At 65.2% G+C, this 21060-nt stretch carries 20 protein-coding genes, 2 tRNA genes and 1 pseudogene; 15 read left to right on the plus strand and 8 right to left on the minus strand.

Annotated elements, in window-relative coordinates; translation table 11 throughout:
• Positions 1-1189: pseudogene (locus ABZD10_RS01870) on the minus strand (glutamate synthase large subunit); the annotation flags it as partial.
• 123 nt (positions 1190-1312) lie between these two features.
• The gene (locus ABZD10_RS01875) at positions 1313-2746 is read right to left on the minus strand and encodes an NAD(P)-dependent oxidoreductase (RefSeq protein ID WP_372884405.1); all 1434 of its coding nucleotides are present in this window, start codon (positions 2744-2746) and stop codon (positions 1313-1315) included.
• A 218-nt stretch (positions 2747-2964) separates the two neighbouring features.
• Between ABZD10_RS01875 and ABZD10_RS01880 the strand changes: the two genes are divergently transcribed.
• Positions 2965-3768, plus strand: coding sequence for an undecaprenyl-diphosphate phosphatase (locus ABZD10_RS01880; protein ID WP_372884406.1), 804 nt, complete (start codon positions 2965-2967; stop codon positions 3766-3768).
• A gap of 66 nt (positions 3769-3834) precedes the next feature.
• Here the strand turns inward: ABZD10_RS01880 and ABZD10_RS01885 are convergent, their stop codons facing one another.
• The gene (locus ABZD10_RS01885; RefSeq protein ID WP_372884407.1) at positions 3835-4815 is read right to left on the minus strand and encodes a complex I NDUFA9 subunit family protein; all 981 of its coding nucleotides are present in this window, start codon (positions 4813-4815) and stop codon (positions 3835-3837) included.
• A gap of 257 nt (positions 4816-5072) precedes the next feature.
• Between ABZD10_RS01885 and ABZD10_RS01890 the strand changes: the two genes are divergently transcribed.
• The 5 genes from ABZD10_RS01890 to speB all read left to right on the plus strand — a co-directional run bounded on the left by ABZD10_RS01890 (position 5073) and on the right by speB (position 10785).
• Positions 5073-5159, plus strand: a tRNA-Leu gene (locus ABZD10_RS01890).
• Positions 5160-5543: 384 nt separating this feature from the next.
• A complete protein-coding gene (gene speA / locus ABZD10_RS01895) occupies positions 5544-7433 on the plus strand; it encodes a biosynthetic arginine decarboxylase (RefSeq protein WP_372884408.1) in 1890 nt (629 codons plus the stop codon).
• Positions 7434-7455: 22 nt separating this feature from the next.
• Positions 7456-8667 (plus strand): saccharopine dehydrogenase family protein, encoded by a 1212-nt coding sequence (locus ABZD10_RS01900; RefSeq protein ID WP_372884409.1) that lies wholly within the window; start codon positions 7456-7458, stop codon positions 8665-8667.
• 100 nt (positions 8668-8767) lie between these two features.
• Positions 8768-9937 carry a carboxynorspermidine decarboxylase gene (locus tag ABZD10_RS01905; protein WP_372884410.1) on the plus strand — a complete coding sequence of 390 codons (1170 nt, stop codon included), beginning with the start codon at positions 8768-8770 and terminating at the stop codon, positions 9935-9937.
• Positions 9934-10785, plus strand: coding sequence for an agmatinase (gene speB, locus ABZD10_RS01910; RefSeq protein WP_372884411.1), 852 nt, complete (start codon positions 9934-9936; stop codon positions 10783-10785). Before ABZD10_RS01905 ends, speB begins: the two co-directional genes overlap by 4 nt.
• A gap of 190 nt (positions 10786-10975) precedes the next feature.
• Here speB and ABZD10_RS01915 read toward each other — a convergent pair.
• Positions 10976-11051 (minus strand) — tRNA-Lys (locus ABZD10_RS01915).
• A 269-nt stretch (positions 11052-11320) separates the two neighbouring features.
• Here ABZD10_RS01915 and ABZD10_RS01920 point away from each other — a divergent pair.
• The gene (locus ABZD10_RS01920) at positions 11321-12538 is read left to right on the plus strand and encodes a class I SAM-dependent RNA methyltransferase (protein ID WP_372884412.1); all 1218 of its coding nucleotides are present in this window, start codon (positions 11321-11323) and stop codon (positions 12536-12538) included.
• Positions 12539-12628: 90 nt separating this feature from the next.
• A complete protein-coding gene (locus tag ABZD10_RS01925; RefSeq protein ID WP_372884413.1) occupies positions 12629-13123 on the plus strand; it encodes a murein L,D-transpeptidase family protein in 495 nt (164 codons plus the stop codon).
• An 80-nt stretch (positions 13124-13203) separates the two neighbouring features.
• On the opposite strand, the gene ABZD10_RS01930 is transcribed toward ABZD10_RS01925, so the two are convergent.
• Positions 13204-13728 carry a CAP domain-containing protein gene (locus ABZD10_RS01930; protein ID WP_372884414.1) on the minus strand — a complete coding sequence of 175 codons (525 nt, stop codon included), beginning with the start codon at positions 13726-13728 and terminating at the stop codon, positions 13204-13206.
• 170 nt (positions 13729-13898) lie between these two features.
• Here ABZD10_RS01930 and ABZD10_RS01935 point away from each other — a divergent pair, with 170 nt between their 5' ends.
• Positions 13899-14492 carry a L,D-transpeptidase gene (locus ABZD10_RS01935; protein WP_372884415.1) on the plus strand — a complete coding sequence of 198 codons (594 nt, stop codon included), beginning with the start codon at positions 13899-13901 and terminating at the stop codon, positions 14490-14492.
• A 146-nt stretch (positions 14493-14638) separates the two neighbouring features.
• Positions 14639-14821, plus strand: coding sequence for a hypothetical protein (locus ABZD10_RS01940; protein ID WP_372884416.1), 183 nt, complete (start codon positions 14639-14641; stop codon positions 14819-14821).
• Positions 14822-14912: 91 nt separating this feature from the next.
• On the opposite strand, the gene hemH is transcribed toward ABZD10_RS01940, so the two are convergent.
• On the minus strand, positions 14913-15971 hold the full coding sequence (gene hemH / locus ABZD10_RS01945; RefSeq protein WP_372884417.1) for a ferrochelatase: 1059 nt from the start codon (positions 15969-15971) through the stop codon (positions 14913-14915).
• Positions 15972-16027: 56 nt separating this feature from the next.
• Positions 16028-16846: a methyltransferase domain-containing protein gene (locus ABZD10_RS01950; RefSeq protein ID WP_372884418.1), complete on the minus strand. Its 819-nt coding sequence runs from the start codon at positions 16844-16846 to the stop codon at positions 16028-16030.
• A 14-nt stretch (positions 16847-16860) separates the two neighbouring features.
• On the opposite strand from ABZD10_RS01950, the gene ABZD10_RS01955 reads away from it, so the two are divergent.
• Genes ABZD10_RS01955 through ABZD10_RS01970 form a run of 4 tightly spaced genes read left to right on the plus strand, consistent with a single transcriptional unit; the run spans position 16861 to position 19161 of the window.
• On the plus strand, positions 16861-17592 hold the full coding sequence (locus tag ABZD10_RS01955; protein ID WP_372884419.1) for a double zinc ribbon domain-containing protein: 732 nt from the start codon (positions 16861-16863) through the stop codon (positions 17590-17592).
• A 39-nt stretch (positions 17593-17631) separates the two neighbouring features.
• Entirely contained in the window at positions 17632-17889 is a 258-nt protein-coding gene (gene grxC / locus ABZD10_RS01960; protein ID WP_372884420.1) for a glutaredoxin 3, read from the plus strand.
• A gap of 3 nt (positions 17890-17892) precedes the next feature.
• Positions 17893-18723, plus strand: a complete 831-nt coding sequence (locus ABZD10_RS01965; protein WP_372884421.1) for a carbon-nitrogen hydrolase family protein — start codon at positions 17893-17895, stop codon at positions 18721-18723.
• On the plus strand, positions 18724-19161 hold the full coding sequence (locus tag ABZD10_RS01970; protein WP_372884422.1) for a MarR family winged helix-turn-helix transcriptional regulator: 438 nt from the start codon (positions 18724-18726) through the stop codon (positions 19159-19161).
• 76 nt (positions 19162-19237) lie between these two features.
• Here ABZD10_RS01970 and ubiG read toward each other — a convergent pair whose 3' ends face one another.
• Positions 19238-19984: a bifunctional 2-polyprenyl-6-hydroxyphenol methylase/3-demethylubiquinol 3-O-methyltransferase UbiG gene (gene ubiG, locus ABZD10_RS01975; RefSeq protein ID WP_372884423.1), complete on the minus strand. Its 747-nt coding sequence runs from the start codon at positions 19982-19984 to the stop codon at positions 19238-19240.
• A 50-nt stretch (positions 19985-20034) separates the two neighbouring features.
• Between ubiG and pip the strand changes: the two genes are divergently transcribed.
• The gene (pip, locus tag ABZD10_RS01980) at positions 20035-21006 is read left to right on the plus strand and encodes a prolyl aminopeptidase (RefSeq protein ID WP_372884424.1); all 972 of its coding nucleotides are present in this window, start codon (positions 20035-20037) and stop codon (positions 21004-21006) included.
• Positions 21007-21060: the final 54 nt, after the last annotated feature.

A 21060-nucleotide genomic window follows, 5' to 3' on the forward strand; every position in this document is an offset into this window, starting at 1 on the left:
GCAGGCCGTCCTTGGTAACGGTGTAGCGAAGCGGCCTCAGCCCGTTCCGGTCCATGCCGGCCACCGCCCAGCGACCGCCGAAGCCGCAGATCGCCGCCGGCCCGTCCCAGGGCTCCATCACCGCATTGCAATAGGCGTAAAGGCCTTGCTGATCCTTTGGCATGCTGCGGTTCTGAGCCCAGGCCTCGGGGATCAGCATGGTTTTCGCCATCGGCAGGTCGCGCCCGGCGCGCACCATGAGCTCGAACACCGCGTCGAGCGCCGCCGAATCCGAGCTCCCCGGCTGGACCACGGGCAGCAGGTCGTCCATGTACTCGCCATACAGCTCGTGGCTCATCAGCGGCTCGTGGCTCTTCATCCAGTTGACGTTGCCCTTCAGCGTGTTGATCTCGCCGTTATGGGCCAGCATCCGGAACGGCTGCGCCAGCCACCACTGCGGGAAGGTGTTGGTCGAATAGCGCTGGTGATAGAGGGCAAAGGCCGACTCGAAACGCTCGTCCATCAGGTCGGGGTAGAACACGGCGACCTGCTCGGCCAGCATCATGCCCTTGTAGATGATCGAACGGCAGGACAGAGACGCGATATAGAGGTCGCGGATATGGGCGGCCGCGGCGGCCTTCTCGATCCGGCGGCGGATCACGTAAAGCTCGCGTTCGAAGGTCTCTTCGTCAACGCCCTTGGCATTGGAAATCAGGATCTGTTCGATCTCGGGCCGGGTGGCGTTGGCCTTTTCGCCAAGACAGGTCACATCTACCGGCACATGGCGCCAGCCGTAGATGCGATAGCCCATTTTGAGCACTTCGGTCTCGACGATGGTCCGGCAGGCCTCTTGGGCGCCGTGGTCGGTGCGCGGCAGGAACACCTGGCCGATGGCCATCAGCTCGTCCATGCGCGGCTCGTGGCCGGTGCGGCGGATCTGGTCGTAGAAGAACTGCACCGGGATCTGGACGTGGATGCCGGCGCCGTCGCCGGTCTTGCCGTCGGCGTCGACGGCCCCGCGGTGCCAGATCGCCTTCAGCGCGGTGATGCCGGATTCCACCACCTTGCGGCTGGGTTTGCCGTCGATCGACACGACAAGGCCGACACCACAGGAAGAGTGCTCTTCCTCTTCCGAGTAGAGGCCGTTCTCGGCCATCCACCTGCGCTTGGCTTCTTCCGCGCGCACCCAGTTCTCGTCATACTTGGTCATGGTTTTACCCTTTCTCAACTTGGTGGGTCAGCTGGGCTGACCTGCGGTGCGGGGGCCGTTCATCCGGCATCTCCGGTCGCACCGGCTCAATTCTTGCTGCCCGGTCGGCAGGTGGCCGAAAGCCTATTCGGCCGCCACTTCCACCGCGCCTTCGAAACGCTCGAGGATCGCGGCGGCGCAGTCGCGCCCGTCGCGGATCGCCCAGACCACCAGCGAGGCACCGCGCACGATGTCGCCCACTGCGTAAACGCCGTCCATCGCCGTCGCCCCGGTGGTGAACTCCGCTTTCACGGTTCCCCAGCGGGTGACTTCCAGCTCGGGCTGATCCCAGAGCGTCGGCAGGTCTTCGGGTTCGAAACCCAGCGCCTTGATGACCAGATCGGCCTCTTCGACGTAATCCGCGCCCTCGATCACCTCGGGGGTCTGGCGGCCGGTGGCATCGGGCTGCCCAAGGCGCATGCGCTGCACCATGACGCCGGTCACCGGGTCGCCGGCAAAGCCCTGCGGCGCGGCGAGCCATTCGAAGACCACGCCTTCTTCCTCGGCGTTCTGGGTTTCGCGCTGCGAACCGGGCATGTTGGCACGGTCGCGGCGATACAGGCATTTGACGCTTTCGGCGCCCTGGCGCACGGCGGTGCGCAGGCAGTCCATGGCGGTGTCGCCGCCGCCGATCACCACCACCTTCTTGCCCTTGGCATCCAGCTCGCCGCTGTCGAACTCGGGCACGCTGTCGCCAAAGCTGAGCCGGTTGGAGCAGGTCAGATAGTCGATGGCGCGGACGATTCCGGCGGCGCCGGCGCCCGGCCCCGACAGATCGCGGGTCTTGTAGACGCCGGTGGCGATGATCACCGCGTCATGCGCGTTGCGGATCTCGTCGAAGGTGATGTCCTTGCCGATCTCGCAGTTCAGGCGGAAGGTCACGCCGCCCGCTTCGAGCTGATCGTTGCGGCGCATCACCACGTCTTTTTCAAGTTTGAAACCGGGGATGCCATAGGTCAGCAGGCCGCCGGCGCGGTCGTGGCGGTCATAGACCGTGACCTGAACACCGGCGCGGCGCAGATGGTCGGCTGCCGCCAGGCCGCCGGGGCCGGCACCGATGATGCCGACGCTTTCGGGGCGCTCGCCGGCCGGCGTGATCGGCTTGACCCAGCCCTTTTCCCAGGCGGTGTCGGTGATGTATTTCTCGACCGCGCCGATGGTCACGGTTTCATGGCCCGACTGTTCGATCACGCAATTGCCTTCGCACAGACGGTCCTGCGGGCAGATGCGGCCGCAGATCTCGGGGAAGGTGTTGGTGGCCTGGCTCAGCTCGTAGGCCTCTTCCAGGCGGCCGGTCGCGGTCATCCGCAGCCAATCGGGGATATTGTTGTGCAGCGGGCAATGCGCCTGACAATAGGGCACGCCGCATTGCGAGCAGCGGCTGGCCTGTTCGGCGGCCTTGGCCTCGGCGAACTCGGCATAGATTTCAGCGAAATCCTTGTTGCGAGTCTCCGCATCGCGCTTGTGCGGCATGTCACGGTTTACCGTTACGAATTTCAGCATTGGTTGCTTGGCCACTGCAGCTGCCTCCTGATGTCTTCCGTCCAGCGCTTATAAACAGGGCAAATCCGAAAGAAAAGGCAATCTTGCTGACCTAATATTCGTTTTTTCCCCTTCATGACCTTCCGGGATGAAAAATATTGAACAATTTAACTCCGGATCGGACCTAAAAGTCTGCTTTCTTTCTGAATCCAGACCTTTATACGAAAGGGCATATATTTTCAGAGGCGCCATATATGGGAATTTTTCATATTTTTCTGGTCGCGGTGATTCAGGGGATCACCGAATTCCTGCCGGTCAGCTCTTCGGGGCATCTGATTCTGCTGCCGAATCTCACCGGGTTGAGCGACCAGGGGCAGGCGATCGACGTTGCGGTGCATGTCGGCACTCTGGGCGCCGTGGTGCTGTATTTCTGGTCCGACGTCCGGCTGGCCCTGCTCGGGTTGCCGCGCCTTGCGCGCGGTCGCGCCGACACCAAGGGCAGCCGGCTGGCGCTGCTGCTGATCCTGGCCACGGTCCCGGTGGTGGTGGTCGGTCTGGTGCTCAGCGTGACCGGGCTCAGCGATGCGATGCGCGGCATCGCGGTGATCGGCTGGACCATGCTGGGTTTCGGCATTCTTCTGTGGTGGATGGATCAGCGCGGCGCGACCGGCAAAACCGCGGCCGACTGGACGCTGCGCGACGCCATGATCATGGGCCTGTGGCAGGCGGTGGCGCTGATTCCCGGCACGTCGCGCTCGGGCATCACCATCACCGGGGCGCGGGCGCTGGGCTATGAACGCAGCGAGGCGGCGCGCCTGTCGATGCTGATGTCGATCCCGACGATCATCGCCAGCGGGACCCTTCTGGGGGTCAAGGTCATCGGCAGCGCTGACATGCAGGTTGCCCGCGATGGCGCCATCGCCGCGGCCCTGTCCTTCGTTGCGGCCCTGCTGGCGCTGAAGCTGATGATGCGGCTTTTGCAGAGCGTCAGCTATACCCCCTATGTGATCTACCGGGTGGCGCTGGGGCTGGTGCTGCTGTTCATCGCCTATACCTGAGTCGCAAACGGAAACGGGCGGACCCCCAAGGGCCCGCCCGGTCAAAAGCGTTGTTGATCGCGTGGATCAGACCTTGAGGTTCTTGGCCGAGTCCTTGATCGCGGCATACTGGCCGGAGACGCGGTAGCGCCACAGGTAGTCCGGCAGCACCGTCGCGGTGTTGGTCGGCTTGATGCCCAGGTCTTCGAGGGTCTTGGCCCCTTCGGAGACCACGTTGTCCTGCTGCAAGAGCTTGAGCTGGTCGCGGGTCAGGATCTTGTTCTCGATCAGCCCCATCAGCACCGACTGGGCCATGTCGCAGGCCCAGGCCATCAGGCCGGCCAACCCCTGCGGCAGGTTCACCACCAGGCGTTTGCGCAGGGTCACTTCGAGGGTCTGGTCGACGAAGTCGCGCAGCGTGCCGACATCGGGGCCGCCCAGTTCGTAGGTGCCGCTGGCCTCGCCGAGCACGCCCTTGACCGCTGCGGCGGCGACGTCATCGACAAAGACCGGCTGAAAGCGGGTGTTGCCGCCGACGATCGGCAGCACCGGGCCAAACTGCGACAGCGAACCGAAGCGGTCGAAGAAGCCGTCGCCCTGACCGAAGATCACCGAGGGGCGCAGGATCATGGCACCGGGCATATGCGACAGCACCGCCGCCTCGCCCTTGGCCTTGGCCCGTGCATAGGCGCTGTCGGAATCGGCGTCGGCGCCGATCGCCGAGACATGCACCATCGTCGCGACGCCATTGGCGGCGGCCAGCCGGGCGACGCGCTCGGCGCCTTCGGCCATGGTCGCGTCAAAGGTGTTCTTGCGATGCTCGCCCAGAACGCCGACGCAGTTCACGACCGCGTCCGCTCCCTGCATCGCGGCCTCGACCGAGGCGTCGTCGCGAATGTTGCAGGGGAAGGGTTCGACCTGACCCACGGTGCCATAGGGTTTGACGAACAAGGCTTCGTTGGGGCGGCGCACGGCGACCCGCACCAGCCAGCCCTCTTTGGCCATGCGACGCGCGATGTGGCGCCCGACAAATCCGGAGCCGCCATAAATCGTCACGAGTTTAGGCATGGGACCCTCCACTAACTGAAATCCGTGCCCTGAAATACCCCTGCGACGGCTTGGGAACAAGGCGCAAAGCGGGCCCCGCGACAAGAATACCACCTTTCGGTCGCGGCAGGGGGCACAACGCCCGGCCTGGGGGCCCGGCCAGCGTCGGGCCGGCCTCGCGCCCGCGTCTGGCTGCTCGAAAGGAAAAATGAAAAATCTTCAATTACCTCGTTGACACCCCCCCAAAGCAGGTCTAAATGCCTGCCTCACCAACCCGTGCCCAGATGGCGGAATTGGTAGACGCGCTAGCTTCAGGTGCTAGTGTCCGTATGGACGTGGAGGTTCGAGTCCTCTTCTGGGCACCAACGCTTCCGGCACAGGCCGGGGCCTTGGACCTTTCTCGAAAAGACAGATACCGACAGCCGCGCCACGGCCGCGCCGCCTGTTTCGTGGTCTCCCACCCGGTGTCCGGGAGATATGGCGCCGGCGCGCGCGCCATGAGAAAACCGGCGCATCCGGTCGATGAACCGGCGGTTTTCCCTATTGGAGGGAATCACCGGAAACCCTATAAGCCTCGCGTTGCCGAATCGGGACAAATCCAACAGGGGCCTGTATTTATGGACCGGTTATAGGATCAGACGTCAGTCCTGCGTTCAGCCATCCAGCCCGATGGCAGGATGGCAGCGTCAGCGCGATATGGTCCTCGTGTTTCTTGTTTCTTCTTCTCTCATCAGCAAAGGCGATGTCACGTGACCCAGGATCACAAGTGCAGCGAAAGCATTTACGGAGTCGACCGGTGGGGCAAAGGTCTCGTCACGATCTCGGCCGAGGGCGAAATCGCTCTGCGCAACCCGGCGCGGGAAAATGCCGCCCCGATCAGCCTGCCCGGCATCCTGCGCGATCTCGATCAGCGCGGCATCGCGACACCCCTTTTGCTGCGCATCAGCTCGTTTCTGGAAAGCGAAATCCGCCACCTGAACCAGAGCTTTGCCAGCGCCATCGAACGGGTCGGCTACAAGGCGCCCTATCGCGGCGTGTTCCCGATCAAGGTCAACCAGCAGGCCCAGGTGATCGACCGGATCGTCGAGTTCGGCCGCGAATTCGAATACGGGCTCGAGGCCGGCTCCAAGCCCGAGCTGGTGATCGCGCTGGCCCACCGGCTTTCCAAGGAGGCGCTGATCGTCTGCAACGGGGTCAAGGATGCCGAGTTCATCCGGCTGGCGATCCTGTCGCGCCGCCTCGGGTTCAACACCATCATCGTTCTGGAAAGCCCGAAAGAGGCGGAAACCGTCATCGAGGTCACCCGCGAACTTGGCATCGATCCGCTTCTGGGGGTGCGGGTCAAGCTGACCAACCAGATCGGCGGCAAGTGGCAGGAAAGCTCGGGTGACCGCTCGGCCTTCGGCATGAACACCGACCAGCTCTTGCGCGTGGTCGACCGGCTGAAGGACGTCGGCCTGCTGCACTGCCTGAAGCTGCAACATTCGCATCTCGGCAGCCAGGTGCCCGACGTCAACGACGTGCGCCGCGCCACCACCGAGGCCTGCCGCTATTTCATCGAGCTGACCCACGAGGGCGTGCCGCTGACCCATCTCGATCTCGGCGGCGGTCTCGGGGTCGACTATACCGGCGAGAAACGCGCAGCCGAGAACTCGATCAACTATTCGATCGAGGAATATGCCTCGAACGTGGTGGAGACCGTGGCCTATGCCATGGACGAGGCCGAGATGGCCCATCCGGTGCTGGTCACCGAAAGCGGGCGGGCGGTGGCGGCGACCTCGTCGATGCTGCTGTTCGACGTGCTCGAGACCACGCTTTATGACGCGCCCGACGCGCCCGAGGTGCAGCCCGAGGATCACCACCTTGTGGCCGACCTGGCCGCGGTCAGCGGCTATCTGGTGCCGGGCCGGGTTCAGGAATGCTGGAACGACGCCACCTTCTATCGCGACGAGCTGCGCGGCCTGTTCCGGCGCGGCATGGTCGACCTGCGCCAGATGGCGCGGGCCGAGCGCATCTTCCTGTCGCTGATCGCGCGGATCAAGGCGCTTGCCGCGACCGCCGACGAGGGCGACGAACTGGGCGAGAAACTCGAGAAGGTCGCCGATGTCTATCATTGCAACTTCTCCCTGTTCCAGTCGCTGCCCGATGTCTGGGCGATTGGCCAGCTGCACCCGATCGTGCCGCTTCAGATGCTGAACCAGCTGCCCGACCGGCGCGCCGTGCTCTCGGACATCACCTGCGACAGCGACGGCAAGGTCGACCGTTTCATCCTTGCCGACGGCATTTCGCCGTCGCTGCCGGTGCATTCCCTGCCCGAGGACGACCCCTATTACCTTGGCGTGTTCTTCGTCGGCGCCTATCAGGAAACCCTGGGCGATCTGCACAACCTCTTCGGTGACACCAATGTGGTGACGATCGACCTTCGCGAGGATGGCGGCTTTGATCTGTTGCACGAACAGGAGGGCGACACGATCTCCGAGGTCCTGTCCTATGTCGAGTTCGACCCCGCCGACTGCGTTGCCGAGTTCCGCAAGATGGTCGACGAGGCGATTTCGCGCGGCGCGCTTGAGGTCGGTGAACGCAAAACCCTGATCGGGGCCTATCGGGATTCGATCAACGGCTATACCTATTATGAATAACCCCGGTAAGGAGACAACCACCATGGGCAAGACACTTGTTGTTGGTGCCGGCGGCGTGAGCCACGCCTCGGTGCACAAGATGGCGATGAACGCCGACATCTTCACCGAGATCACCCTGGCCAGTCGCACCAAATCGAAATGCGACGCCATCGCCGCGAGCGTGAAGGAACGCACCGGGGTCGAGATCAAGACCGCCGAGCTCGACGCCTATGACGTCGCCGCGACCGTGGCGCTGATCCGCGAAACCGGGGCCGAGATCCTGGTCAACCTGGCGCTGCCCTATCAGGATCTGGTGCTGATGGATGCCTGCCTCGAGGCCGGCTGCCATTACCTCGACACCGCCAATTACGAGCCCGAGGATGTCGCCAAGTTCGAATACCACTGGCAATGGGCCTATCAGGAGCGTTTCAAGGAAGCCGGCCTGACGGCGATTCTGGGGTCCGGCTTCGATCCGGGCGTGACCTCGGTCTTTGCCAAATGGCTGAAAAAGCACAAGCTGGACAGCATCCGCCAGATCGACGTGCTGGACGCCAATGGCGGCTCGAACGATCAGGAGTTCGCCACCAACTTCAACCCCGAGATCAACCTGCGCGAGGTGCTGGCCGAGGTGCGCCACTGGGAAGGCGGCGAATGGAAGACCAGCCCGGCGATGACCACCAAGGTCGAATTCGACTTCCCGGCCATCGGCCCCAAGAACATGTATCTGATGTATCACGAGGAGCTGGAATCGCTGTCGACCCACTTCCCCGAGATCGAGCGCGCCCGCTTCTGGATGACCTTCGGTGATGCCTATATCATGCACGCCAAGGTGCTGGAAAATGTCGGCATGACCCGGATTGATCCGGTGATGCATGACGGCAAGGAGATCATCCCGATCCAGTTCCTGAAGACCCTCCTGCCCGATCCCGGCGATCTCGGCGCGGAAACCAAGGGCAAGGCCTGCATCGGCGACATCGCCACCGGCCAGGCCAAGGACGGCTCGGGCGAAAAGACCTATTACATCTACAATATCTGTGACCACGAAGAATGTTATGCCGAAGTCGGCTCACAAGCCGTGTCCTACACCACCGGTGTGCCAGCGATGATCGGTGCGGCGCAGGTGCTCAAGGGCAACTGGGTTGAGCCCGGTGTGTGGAACATGGAACAGCTCGATCCTGACAACTTCATGGACATGCTGAACGAGCACGGCCTGCCATGGCAGGTGCATGAGCTGGACGGCCCGGTCCAGTTCTGACCCCAAACCCCGAGGCGGCCTCCGGGCCGCCCCTTCATCTCTTTTCAAATACTTCCGGGGTCCGGGGCAGCGCCCCGGTCCTGCCGTTCAGGAGCCGCAGATGGCCGACATGATGACCACCCAGGCCGGCGATGCCGGCGCCTTCCGCGACTTCGACCTCTCCCGCGTGCCCTCCCCCTGTTTCGTGGTCGACGAGGTGGCGGTGGCGCGCAACCTGGCGATCCTTGGCGATGTGGCCGATCGCTCGGGCGCCCATGTGCTGGCGGCGCTCAAGGCCTTCTCGATGTTTTCCCTGGCGCCGCTGGTGCGCCAATACCTCGCGGGCACCTGCGCCAGCGGCATCTACGAGGCGCGGCTGGCACGCGAGGAATACGGCGGCGAGGTCGCGACCTTCTGTGCCGCCTACAAGGAACAGGACATCGACGGGATCCTTTCGCTTTCCGATCACGTCATCTTCAACAGCCCGGCGCAGAAAGACCGGTTTCTCGCCCGGGCGCAGGCCGCAGGCGTGCAGGTCGGGCTGCGCATCAACCCCGAGCATTCCGAGGGCGAGGTCGCCAAATACGACCCCTGCGCCCCCTGCTCGCGCCTTGGCACCCCGGTCAGCCAGCTGACGCCCGAGGCGCTTTCGGGTGTGGACGGGCTGCATATGCACACGCTCTGCGAACAGGGGTTCGAGCCGCTCCGGCGCACCTGGCAGGCCGTCGCGCCGAAACTCGCCCCCTATCTGCCCGGCCTGAAATGGCTCAACTTCGGCGGCGGCCATCACATCACCCGCGCCGATTATGACCGCGATGCGCTGGTCGCCTTTCTGCGCGGCATCCGCGACACCCACGGGCTTGAGGTCTATCTCGAACCGGGCGAGGCGGTGGCGCTGGATGCCGGCATCCTGGTCGGTGAGATCCTCGACCTGCCGCGGAACGGCATGGACCTTGCCATCACCGATATCTCGGCCACCTGCCACATGCCGGACGTGATCGAGGCCCCCTATCGCCCGGCCCTGATGGGCGAGGCCGAGGCCGGCCACCGCTATCGTCTCGGCGGCCCTTCCTGTCTCGCGGGAGACGTCATCGGAGACTACACCTGGGCCGCGCCGCTCGAGATCGGGCAGCGCTTTGCCTTTCTCGACCAGGCCCATTACTCGATGGTCAAGACCAACACTTTCAACGGCGTGCCGCTGCCCGCCATCGCGCTCTGGAACAGCACCACCGGCGCCCTGCGCATCCTGCGCCAATTCGACTATTCCGACTTCAAAGAAAGACTCTCATGAGCATCTTCCTCGACAGCGAACTTTCCGCCACCGAGCGCGGCGAAAACGCCCGCTTCCGCGTCATCCCCGTGCCGCTGGAGCGCACCGTCTCCTACGGCGCGGGCACCGCAGGCGGCCCGGCCGCCATCATCGAGGCCTCGAACGAGCTGGAGCGCATCACCAATGGCGCCGAACCCTGCGCCGAGGGCATCTTTACCGAGGCCCCGCTCGACTGCACCGGCCCCTTGCCCGAGGTCATGGAGCGCCTTGCCGGCCGCACCGAAGCGGCGCTGCGCGCCGGTCAGGTGCCGGTGACGCTGGGCGGTGAACATTCGCTCTCCTATGGTGCGGTCACCGGCGTCGCCCGCGCCCTTGGCAAGCCGCTCGGCGTGATCCAGATCGATGCCCATGCCGACCTGCGCATCGCCTATCAGGGCGAGCCGCATTCCCACGCTTCGGTCATGCATCTGCTGGCCAGCGACGGCATCCGCCTGGCCCAGTTCGGGGTCCGCGCCCTCTGCCAGCAGGAAATCGACGAACGCGCGGCGCAAGATGTCTTCTTCCGGGACGCCGAGGAGCTGGTCACCAAGGAGCTTCACGCCGTCGATCTGCCCGAGGATTTTCCCGAAGATGTCTATGTCAGCTTCGATGTCGACGGGCTCGATCCCAGCCTGATGCCCGCCACCGGCACGCCGGTGCCCGGCGGTCTCGGCTACTACCAGGCCCTGCACCTCGTGGAACACGCCCTCAAGGGGCGCCGCTGCGTCGGTCTCGACGTGGTCGAACTGGCCCCCGACGGCAACCCGGCCTGGGATTTCACCGCCGCGCAGATCGTCTATCGGCTGATGGCGGCCTGCACCGACAGGTGACCGGGCCCTGCCTTGGCGGCGCGGCCCAAGGCCGCCTCGCCCCGGGGTCGCTTGCGTCTGTCGCGTCGATTGCCGAGGCGCGAGTCGGGGTATCGGGGCGGGCCTTTCGCAGCTCTTTCCCTGTCGCTGAAAAGCGAAAACCGCCAAGCTCTCGCTCGGCGGTTTTTCGTTTCCGATCAATCGGATAAAGTGGTGAGCCGTGTAGGATTCGAACCTACGACCCACTGATTAAAAGTCAGTTGCTCTACCAACTGAGCTAACGGCCCACTCTGTGGCGCGGTTACTATGCTGACCGGCGATGGGGGTCAAGGCCGAATTTTCCCTTTAATTCAGTTTTCTCGGATTGGCGGCGAAATCCCCGGATACGGCCCGCGAAAAGCGGCCCCCGGCGCGCCCGATGACCCGGACATTGGCCGGTATTCGTAGAGGGGTCCGTGGCGACGGGCCCTTTTCTGCTGCGGCCGTCTTCTGTAGACCACCCGGCAGGACAGGAGCCGCCCCCTCTCTGGGCGCGGCGTCGGGAAATGGGTTGGGCATGACGGAACATGTGATCGAACGGTTGGGGCTGCATGGCGACGGCATCGCGGCGGGGCCGGTCTATGTGCCGTTGACGCTGCCCGGCGAAGTGGTGCGCGGCGAACTGCAGGGCAACCGGTTGGGCGCGGTGCGGGTGCTGACCCCGTCCGGCGACCGGGTGGCGCCGCCCTGTCGGCACTTCAAGACCTGCGGCGGCTGTCAGCTGCAACATGCGCGGGACGGTTTCGTCGCCGACTGGAAAACCGGCGTGGTGCGCCAGGCGCTGGCGGCGCAGGGGCTCGAGGCCGAGATGCGCCCGATCCTGACCTCGCCGGCGCGCTCGCGGCGACGCGCGACCCTGTCGGCGCGGCGCACCAAGAAGGGGGCGCTGGCCGGGTTCCACCGGCGCGCCAGCGACGTGATCTGCGCCATCGACGATTGCCACCTGCTGCATCCCGACCTGATGCCGGCGCTGGCGGCGGCCGAGGCGCTGGCCCGCGCCGGTGCCAGCCGCAAGGGCGAGATGAGCGTCACCGCGACCCTCGCCGACGCCGGGCTCGACATCGCGGTCACGGGGGGCAAGCCGCTGGACGGGCCCCTGCAGAGCCTGCTGGCGCAGGAGGCCGAACGCCTGGGGCTGGCGCGGCTGGCCTGGGACGGGGAAACCGTCGCCATGCGGGCGCGCCCCGAACACCGGTTCGGGCCCGGCGCGGTGCTGCCACCGCCGGGCGCCTTTCTTCAGGCCACCCGCGAGGGCGAGGCGGCGCTGCTTTCGGCGGTGCGCGAGGCGGTCGGCGCGACCGGCACGGCCGGGGTCGACCTGTTTGCCGGCTGCGGCACCTTCACCCTGCCGCTGGCCGAACAGTTCACCATGCACGCGCTGGAGTTCGAGGCCGGGATGCTGGCGGCGCTGGATCAGGGCTGGCGCCGCGCCGAGAGGGTGAAACGGGTGACCACCGAGGCGCGGGATCTGTTCCGCAACCCGGTGATGGCCGAGGATCTGACCTATGATTTCGCGGTCATCGACCCGCCGCGCGCCGGCGCCGAGGCCCAGGTCGGCGAACTGGCGCGCTCGGGGGTTCCGGTGATCGCCTTCGTGTCCTGCAACCCGGTCACTTTTGCCCGAGATGCGGCGCGGCTGGTCGCGGCCGGCTATGCTCTGGACTGGGTGCAACTCGTCGACCAGTTCCGCTGGTCGTCGCATATCGAACTGGCGGCGCGGTTTTCCGCCACCTGAGGCGTTCACGATTGCGCGACCCGTGCCGGGGCGCTATCCGCCGGGGCGCAACCGCGCTAGGGTTGCGGCAAAACGGACAAGGACATGTCGATGCGGTGGCTTTCAATGGCGTTCGTGGCTCTGGTGCTGACCGGGCTGGCGGGGTGCAGCTCGAAATTCAAGACCTACAACGGGCCCGAAGTGACCCGGGTTCTGGTCTACAAGGAAAGCCGCAAGATGTATCTCATGCATGGCGAGCAGGTGCTGAAGACCTATGATGTCGGCCTGGGTTTCGCGCCCGTCGGCGACAAGGCCAAACGTGGCGACGGCAAGACCCCCGAAGGCGATTACCGGATCGACCGGCGCAATCCCAACAGCGAGTTCCACCTTTCGATCGGCATCGACTATCCGAATGCTCGGGATCTGGCCGATGCCGAATCGGCCGGCGAAGACCCCGGCGGCGACATTTTCATTCATGGCCGGCCGTGGAAATACCGCGACGGCGGGCAGGACTGGACCGCCGGCTGCATCGCCGTGACCAACGACGAGATGGAAGACATCTACGCGATGGTCCGGGACGGCACGCTGGTCTCGATCTATCGCTGAAGGCGGCACCCCGAAGACGACGACCGCGCCTGGCCGGTGGCCATTGACCGTCGTGACCCCGAGGATCCCGGCGGGCTGCCTCAGCCCAGAAGCTGCGGCGCGGCGTCGGGGCGTCCGGTGACCAGCACCCACCAGATCTTGCCGTTGCTCTCCTGGAACCATGCAAAGCCCAGTTCCTGGGCGTCGGGGTTCAGCAGAACCCCCTTGGTGTCGGGCTGCGCCAGCCAAGCTTCGAGGGTCTGAAGCTCGTTCTCATAGGTTTCCGAGATGGTCTCGCCAAGGAACAGGCCCTGATAGCCGACGCGCTGCACCCGCTGGATCGGCGATGAGCCGTCCGAGCCGAAATGCCAGGGCCGGTTCTGTTTGGCCATGTCCAGCGCGTGGGTGGCCGCGGCGGCGTTGAGCTGGGCGTTGAGCTCTAGCGGCCCGGCCCCCGAGGCCTGGCGCAGGGCATTGATCGAATCGAGCACGCGGTACTGGATTTTCGCGGTGGCGTTCGACGAGATCTTGTACTGGCGCGGGCCGTTCGAGCCGCCGCCGGTGGTCGTTCCGCAGCCGGCGAGCACCAAGGTGGCCGCCACGATCAAAGCCAGAAGTCGCGTCATTTTCTCAGTCCCGTCGGTTTTCCAGTCCACACTCCTCTACCCCGGCGCCCGTTGCCTTGAAAACCCACATCGGCGTGAGATCGCCAAAATGACAAGTCTTTGATTTGCGACTGCGGCTTTCCCGCAATATTGTCCGGTCAACCGATGCAATCCGACCTTTGAGGGAAATGATGGCCAAAAAGCACGACCGAGTCCTGGGGCGCCGCGCCTTTCTGGCAAGCGGCGCCGCGTTCCTGAGCGCGCCGGCACTGGCGCAGACCGATGGCACGACGGAAGTCGAGCGCGACATCGACGAGACCGTGGTGCGCAACATCTCGAGCTTTCGGGCGCTGGACTGGCGACCCTATTTCTCGAACACCAACAACGGCGCGATCCTTGTCGACGTGACGTCACGGGCGCTGCACTACTGGTCCGAGGACCAGTCGCTTTACAAGCTCTACCCGTCGTCGGTGCCACTGACCGATGACCTCACGCGGCGTGGTCGCACCAAGGTCGTGCGCAAGGTCGAGGGCCCAAGCTGGGCGCCGACTCCGGCGATGAAGAAACGCAACCCCGAATGGCCCGACTACGTGCCGCCGGGCCCGGATAACCCGTTGGGTACACACGCGCTTTACCTGAGCTGGACCTATTACCGGATCCACGGCACCCACGACACCAGAAAAATCGGCCGCCGCTCTTCCAATGGCTGCATCGGGCTCTACAATGAGCATATTGCCGAGCTGTTCGCGATGGCCAAAGTGGGCACTCAGGTGTTGCTAATTTGACGACATTTCGGCATTCGCGCCATGCCTGTGGCAATCTGGGGTTTGCAATCACCCGGCTTTGCTGTTTAGACATGGATACGAGGTAAGTCTTGGGTGCTTTTCGTCGTGTTCAATTGCGACGACTGGCTAAATATCTGGAGGATACTATGAAAAAACTCGTTCTCGCCGCTGCTCTGGCCGCCGCTGCTTCGACCGCAACCGCCGGTTCGATGGCAGACCCGATCGTTGAGCCGATGATCGTCGAAGCCGAAGCAAGCTCGTCGGCCGACTCGGTTTGGGTTCCGGCACTGCTGCTGCTTCTGGTTGCCGGCGCTGTTGCCGCCAACTGATTTATCAGCCTTGTGAATTGCAAAAGGCGGAGCATTTTGCTCCGCCTTTTCTTTTGTCCTTTGCTTTTGACTCCACGCCCTGTGATCCGGGCTAGTCGAGCCAGCCTCGCAGGTTCGCGCGGATGATGTCCGACAGGGCGGCGACATGGTCGTCGCGGTCGTTCAGGCAGGGAATATAGGTGAATTCCTCGCCCCCGGCCTCTTCAAAGCTTTCGCGGATCTCTTCGTTGATCTCTTCCAGCGTTTCGATGCAATCGGCCGAAAACGCCGGGGCGATCACGGCGATGCGTTTCTTGCCCTCGTCGCGCGCCAGGCGCGCCACCTCGTCCACCGTGTAGGGTTGCAGCCATTCCTCGGGGCCGAACTGCGACTGGAAGGTGGTCACGATTTCGGTGTCGTCCCAGCCCAGACGCTCTTTCAGCAGGCGCGTGTTCTTCTGGCAGTGGCAGTGATAGGGGTCGCCCTCTTGCAGGTAGCGGATCGGCATGCCGTGATAGGAGACCACCAGAAGCTCGGGCCGCTGTTCCAGCGTCTCATAGGTTTCCTCGATGCTGCGGGCCAGCGCGTCGATATAGCCGGCATCGTCGTAATAGGCCGGCACCGTGCGCGCCGCAGGCTGCCATTTTTCCTGCATCAGGGCGCGGAAGAACGCGTCATTGGCGGTGGCCGTGGTGGCGCCGCCATACTGCGGATAAAGCGGGAAGAACAGGATCCTCTCGCAACCTGCCTCAACCATGGCGCGGACCTTCGACTCCGTCGAAGGATTGCCGTAGCGCATGCAGAAATCCACCATCACCCGGTCGCCGAAACTGTCGGACAGGCTGCGGGCGATCTTGGCGGTCTGCGCCTTGGTGATGGTCAAGAGCGGGCTTTCGTCGATCTCGTGATTCCAGATCGACCTATAGGCCGCGCCCGAGCTGAAGGGCCGCTTGGTGAGGATGATCGCCTGCAGCAGCGGCTGCCATTTCCACGCCGGATAGTCGATCACCCGCTTGTCCGACAGGAACTGGCTGAGATAGCGACGCATCGGCCAGTAGGTATAGCCATCGGGCGTGCCCAGATTGGCCAGCAGGACACCGGTCTTGCCGCGCGCCACCCTGGGGTGATCGCCGGGGCCGTGTTCGGAACGGGTGGCGGTGATGGAACTCATCGGCTTCCTCATTGTATCTGAGCGTTCCGGCTGACCTAGTGCATCCTTATGCGCTGTCAATCCTCGAGCTTGGTTTCGTCGGTGCCCAGCGCATCGGCCAGCCGCGCCGAGGCCGATCCGGGGCGCAGGGGCTTGGGCTGGCTGGTGTCCGGGGCCCAGCCGCTGAGGAAGATCAGCTCGAAGGTGGCCGGCATGCGCCCGTCCTGCATGAAGGCGCGGGTGTAGATCTCGGTCGCGCGCATCATCACCCGGCGCCCGGTCGGCCGCCGCAACCGCCCCTCGAGCGCATTGGCCTCGCCCATGGCGCGCAGATCGCGCATCAAGTGCCAGGGCGTTTCGTAAGTCACCCTCAGCGGCAGCGCATCCGCCACCGGCAGGTTCAACCCCGCGCGTTGCAGCAGCGCCCCGAGATCGCGGATCTCGGCCATCGGGGCGACGCGCGGCGACAGGCCGCCGGTGACCTCGGCCTCGGCCTCGGCCAGGGCGCTGCGCAGCTCGTGCAGGGTCTGCCCGCCAAAGCTCACGCACAGGAAGAACCCGTCGTTCTTCAGCGCCCGCCGGCACTGGATGATCTGCCCCACCGGGTCGTTGGCCCAGTGCAGGCACATTGCATGGATGACAAGGTCGTAGCGGCCCGGCTCGAGCGCCAGGACATCCGCGTCCTCGACGATCTCGGCCTGCGGCGCGACCCGGCGCCACAGGTCGGGGAAGGGGCTGACGATCGCCACCGTGTTAAAGGCCCTGTTAACCAGTGTCAGGCGATCCTGAACCTCTTCAAGGGCGGTTTCCTGAAGGAACAGGCCCTGTGCCAGGTCGGCCCGTGCGCGGTTGCGGGCCAGAGCGGTGCGGTCGGTCAGTCGGGGGGGATTCTGCATGGGCGGACCATAGGATGACGCGGGGCAAGATTCAAACGGCGATACGTCTCATCTACCCGCCGCGCTGCATCGGCTGCGGGGCGCTGGTGGAAGAGGAATTCGGGCTATGCGCCGCCTGCTGGCGCGAGACTCCCTTCATCGGCGGGCTGGTCTGCGACAGCTGCGGCGTGCCGCTGATCGGGCCCGATCTCGGGCAGCCGGAACATTGCGACGACTGCCTTGCGGCGCCGCCGCCATGGGGGCAGGGGCGGGCGGCACTGATCTATCGCGACAATGCGCGGCGGCTTGTGCTGCGGCTGAAACACGCCGACCGCCCCGATCTGGCCAGGGCGGCGGGGGGGTGGATGGCGCGCTGTGCCGCGCCGCTTTTGCGGCCGGGGATGATCGTCGTGCCGGTGCCGCTGCACCCGCGTCGGCTGTTGATGCGGCGCTATAACCAGGCGGCGCTGCTGGCGCGCGAGGTGGCGCGGCGGCTGGGGCTGGACTGCTGCCCCGACCTGCTGATCCGGCCCCGCCTGCGTGGCAGTCTTGACGGGCTGTCGCAGGACGCGCGCCACCAGCGCATGCAGGGCGCCATCGGGGCCCATCCCCGGCGCCGCCACCTGCTGGCCGGACGGCCGGTGCTGCTGGTCGATGACGTGATGACCTCGGGCGCCACTTTCCATGCGGCGACGCGGGCCTGTGCCGGCGCCGCTGCCGGGGATGTGAACGTGCTGGCCCTGGCACGCGTTGCAAAGCGTGACTAGATGGGTCACAAACGCGGCGCAACTTTTAGGGTCCTGAACATGCAACCTGTCGAAATCTACACCAGCCCGCTTTGCGGCTTCTGCCATTCCGCGAAGCGCCTGCTTGACGAGAAGGGCGTGGCCTATCTGGAAATCGACGTGCTGGCCGAGCCGGCGCGCAAGACCGAGATGATCGCCCGCGCCAATGGGGGCCGCACCGTGCCGCAGATCTTTGTCGGCGACACCCATGTCGGCGGCTGCGACGATCTCTACGCGTTGGAGCGCCAGGGCAAGCTCGACCCGCTTTTGGCGGCCTGATCCATGCGGGCGGCGCTCTTGCAGATCACCTCGTCGGATGACCCGGCCGAGAATATCGACGTCCTTCGCGCCATGATGCGCGAGGCGGCGGGCAAGGGCGCCGGCTTTGTCCTGACCCCGGAGGTCAGCAACGTGGTCTCGCTCAGCAAGACACACCAGAAGGCGGTTCTGCGCCCCGAGGCCGAGGATCCGATGCTGGAGGCGCTGCGGCGCGAGGCCGCCGCGCTCGGGGTCTGGCTGCTGATCGGCTCGCTGGCGCTGCAAAGCGGTGACGCGGACGGGCGCTTTGCCAACCGGTCGTTCCTGATCGGGCCAGGGGGCGGGATCGTCGCCCGCTATGACAAGATCCACATGTTCGATGTCCAGGTGACCCCGGAAGAGACCTTCCGCGAATCCGAGGGCTATCGACCCGGTGACCGGGCGGTGGTGGCCGAGACGCCCTTCGGCAAGGTCGGCATGAGCATCTGCTATGACCTGCGCTTTGCCCATCTCTATCGCCGGCTGGCGCAGGCCGGGGCCGAGATCCTGACCGTGCCGGCGGCCTTTTCGCCGGTCACAGGCGCCGCCCACTGGGAGGTGCTGCTGCGCGCCCGGGCGATCGAGACCGGCTGTTTCGTGCTGGCCCCGGCCCAGACCGGCCGCCATGCCGCGTCGCGCGGGCCGGGGCGGCGCACCTACGGCCATTCGATGGTGGTGGCGCCCTGGGGCGAGGTTCTGGCCGACGCGGGCGAGGAAACCGGCATCACCTATGTTGATCTCGAGCGGTCAAAAGTGGCAGAAGCACGCGGCAAGCTGCCTTCGTTGCGGCACGACCGGCAATTTGGCGGACCCTGAATGAGTGACAACAACGCATTGGCGATCTCGCTTTTCGGTGAGATTCTGATGGCCGATCAACTGGCCCGCGCGCGCCTCAGCAAGGCGCTGCCCAAAGGCATGGAATTGTCGCATTTCTCGGTGCTCAACCATCTCGCACCGGGCGGGGCCGAGCGCAGTCCGGCGCAGCTGGCCAAGACCTTTCACGTCACCCGTGGCGCGATGACCAACACGCTGCACAAGCTGGAGAGCGCCGGCTATATCCACATCCGCCCCGACTGGGACGACGCGCGCCGCAAGATCGTCGGGGTCAGCCCGGCCGGCCGCGCCGCCCGCGATCAGGCGTTGCAGTCGATCGCGCCGATGATCACCGAGATCGTCGAGGAACTGGGCGAGGCGCGGGTGCGCGCCGCCCTGCCGATCCTGCGCGAGTTGCGGATCAAGCTGGATCAGAGCTGAGGATCCGGGGGCGCTGCCCCCCGCCGGCTTTCGGCGAAAGCCGGCTCCCCCCGGGATATTTCGAGCAAGAGAAAGATCAGGCCGGTTTGGTGCTGGCGGTGACGTAGTTGACGCTGAGGTCGCGGTCGGAGATCGACCATTGCCACGAGATCGGGTTGAAGACGAACCCCTTGCGGTCGACCGGGGTCAGCCCGGCCTGTTCCAGCAGCGCGAACAATTCGTCGGGGGTGATGAACTTGTGCCATTCATGGGTGCCCTTGGGCAGCCAGCGCATGATGTATTCGGCGCCGATGATGGCGGCGGCGAAGCTCTTGGGGTTGCGGTTGATGGTGGAACACAGGTGCAGACCGCCGGGTTTCAAAAGCTGGCGGCAGGCGGTGAGATAGGCCAGCGGATCGGCCACATGTTCCACCACCTCCATGTTCAGCACCACGTCGAACTGTTCGTCGGCCTCGGCCAGCGCTTCGGCGGTGGTGTTGCGATAGTCGATCTTCAGGCCGGACTGTTCGGCATGGACACGGGCGACGGGGATGTTTCCGGCCGCCGCGTCGGCGCCGATCACCGTGGCGCCGAGCCGCGCCATCGGTTCGCTGAGCAGTCCGCCGCCGCAGCCGATATCGAGCAGGCGCAGCCCGTCGAAGGGTTTGGCAGCGCCGAGGTCGCGGCCGAATTCGGCGGCAATCTGGCTGGTGAGATAGTCGAGCCGGCAGGGGTTCATCAGGTGCAGCGGCTTGAACTTGCCCTTGGGATCCCACCATTCCGCGGCCATGGCTTCGAATTTTGCCACCTCGGACGGGTCGACAGTGCCTTGAGACGGTTGCATTCTGTTCTCCATATGCTCATGTGGGCCATCCGAACGTATATAGGTCAGGAATGGACAGAAACTCGGGCCAAAAGCGCGCAGTGCAGTACCTTTACCCTCCGGTCGATCCCTTTGACCAGAGGATGTTGGAGGTCGGCGACGGGCACCGGGTTTACGTCGAACAGTCGGGCCGCCGCGACGGGGTGCCGGTGGTGGTGGTTCATGGCGGTCCGGGGGGCGGATGCAGCCCGGCGATGCGGCGCTATTTCGATCCGGCGGTCTATCGCATCATCCTGTTCGACCAGCGCGGCTGCGGCCGCTCGACGCCGCATGCCTCGGTCGAGGCCAACACCACATGGCATCTGGTGGCGGACATGGAGCGCATCCGCGAGGTGCTGGAGATCGACGACTGGATCGTCTTCGGCGGCAGCTGGGGCGCGACCCTGTCGCTGATCTATGCCCAGAGCCACCCGGAGCGGGTCGCCTGCCTGGTGCTGCGCGGCGTGTTCCTGATGATGCGGCGCGAGCTTGACTGGTTCTACGGCGGCGGGGCGGGGCATTTCTGGCCCGAGCAATGGGAACGCTTCGTCGGGCTGGTGCCCGAGGAGGAGCGCGGCGACCTGATCGCGGCCTATCATCGGCGGCTGTTTTGCGGCGACAACGCGGTGGAGCTGCAATACGCCCGCGCCTGGGCGGCCTGGGAGAACGGGCTTGCCTCGATCAGCTCGATCGGTGCTGGCGGCGCGCCGCCGGCCGAATACGCCCGTGCCTTCTCGCGGCTCGAGAACCATTATTTCCACCACGGCGGGTTTCTCGAGCACGACGACCAGATCCTGCGCAACATGGACCGCATCGCCGGGATTCCGGGCGTCATCGTGCAGGGGCGCTATGACATGATCTGCCCGCCGCGGTCGGCCCATGAGCTGAAAAAGCGCTGGGACAGGGCCCGGCTGCGGGTGGTTCACGACGCCGGACATGCGCTGTCCGAGCCGGGGATCAGCGCCGAACTGGTGCGAACGATGGACCAGATTGCCCGGTATTAAGGCCAGTTTGCCATCCGCCTTCGGTCCAGCTTGCGGGGGAACCGGGTGGAATCC

Origin of the sequence: Shimia sp. (assembly GCF_041624275.1) — a bacterium.
In the GTDB taxonomy this organism is placed as follows: Bacteria; Pseudomonadota; Alphaproteobacteria; order Rhodobacterales; family Rhodobacteraceae; genus Shimia.

Excerpts from the sequence above, each read along its gene's own strand:
- ABZD10_RS01880 (WP_372884406.1), top strand. The coding sequence starts at position 2,965 with ATGGGAATTTTTCATATTTTTCTGGTCGCGGTGATTCAGGGGATCACC.
- ABZD10_RS01885 (WP_372884407.1), bottom strand. The coding sequence starts at position 4,815 with ATGCCTAAACTCGTGACGATTTATGGCGGCTCCGGATTTGTCGGGCGC.
- ABZD10_RS01900 (WP_372884409.1), top strand. The coding sequence starts at position 7,456 with ATGGGCAAGACACTTGTTGTTGGTGCCGGCGGCGTGAGCCACGCCTCG.
- ABZD10_RS01905 (WP_372884410.1), top strand. The coding sequence starts at position 8,768 with ATGGCCGACATGATGACCACCCAGGCCGGCGATGCCGGCGCCTTCCGC.
- speB (WP_372884411.1), top strand. The coding sequence starts at position 9,934 with ATGAGCATCTTCCTCGACAGCGAACTTTCCGCCACCGAGCGCGGCGAA.
- ABZD10_RS01920 (WP_372884412.1), top strand. The coding sequence starts at position 11,321 with ATGACGGAACATGTGATCGAACGGTTGGGGCTGCATGGCGACGGCATC.
- ABZD10_RS01925 (WP_372884413.1), top strand. The coding sequence starts at position 12,629 with ATGCGGTGGCTTTCAATGGCGTTCGTGGCTCTGGTGCTGACCGGGCTG.
- ABZD10_RS01930 (WP_372884414.1), bottom strand. The coding sequence starts at position 13,728 with ATGACGCGACTTCTGGCTTTGATCGTGGCGGCCACCTTGGTGCTCGCC.
- ABZD10_RS01935 (WP_372884415.1), top strand. The coding sequence starts at position 13,899 with ATGGCCAAAAAGCACGACCGAGTCCTGGGGCGCCGCGCCTTTCTGGCA.
- ABZD10_RS01940 (WP_372884416.1), top strand. The coding sequence starts at position 14,639 with ATGAAAAAACTCGTTCTCGCCGCTGCTCTGGCCGCCGCTGCTTCGACC.
- hemH (WP_372884417.1), bottom strand. The coding sequence starts at position 15,971 with ATGAGTTCCATCACCGCCACCCGTTCCGAACACGGCCCCGGCGATCAC.
- ABZD10_RS01950 (WP_372884418.1), bottom strand. The coding sequence starts at position 16,846 with ATGCAGAATCCCCCCCGACTGACCGACCGCACCGCTCTGGCCCGCAAC.
- ABZD10_RS01955 (WP_372884419.1), top strand. The coding sequence starts at position 16,861 with ATGACGCGGGGCAAGATTCAAACGGCGATACGTCTCATCTACCCGCCG.
- grxC (WP_372884420.1), top strand. The coding sequence starts at position 17,632 with ATGCAACCTGTCGAAATCTACACCAGCCCGCTTTGCGGCTTCTGCCAT.
- ABZD10_RS01965 (WP_372884421.1), top strand. The coding sequence starts at position 17,893 with ATGCGGGCGGCGCTCTTGCAGATCACCTCGTCGGATGACCCGGCCGAG.
- ABZD10_RS01970 (WP_372884422.1), top strand. The coding sequence starts at position 18,724 with ATGAGTGACAACAACGCATTGGCGATCTCGCTTTTCGGTGAGATTCTG.
- ubiG (WP_372884423.1), bottom strand. The coding sequence starts at position 19,984 with ATGCAACCGTCTCAAGGCACTGTCGACCCGTCCGAGGTGGCAAAATTC.
- pip (WP_372884424.1), top strand. The coding sequence starts at position 20,035 with ATGGACAGAAACTCGGGCCAAAAGCGCGCAGTGCAGTACCTTTACCCT.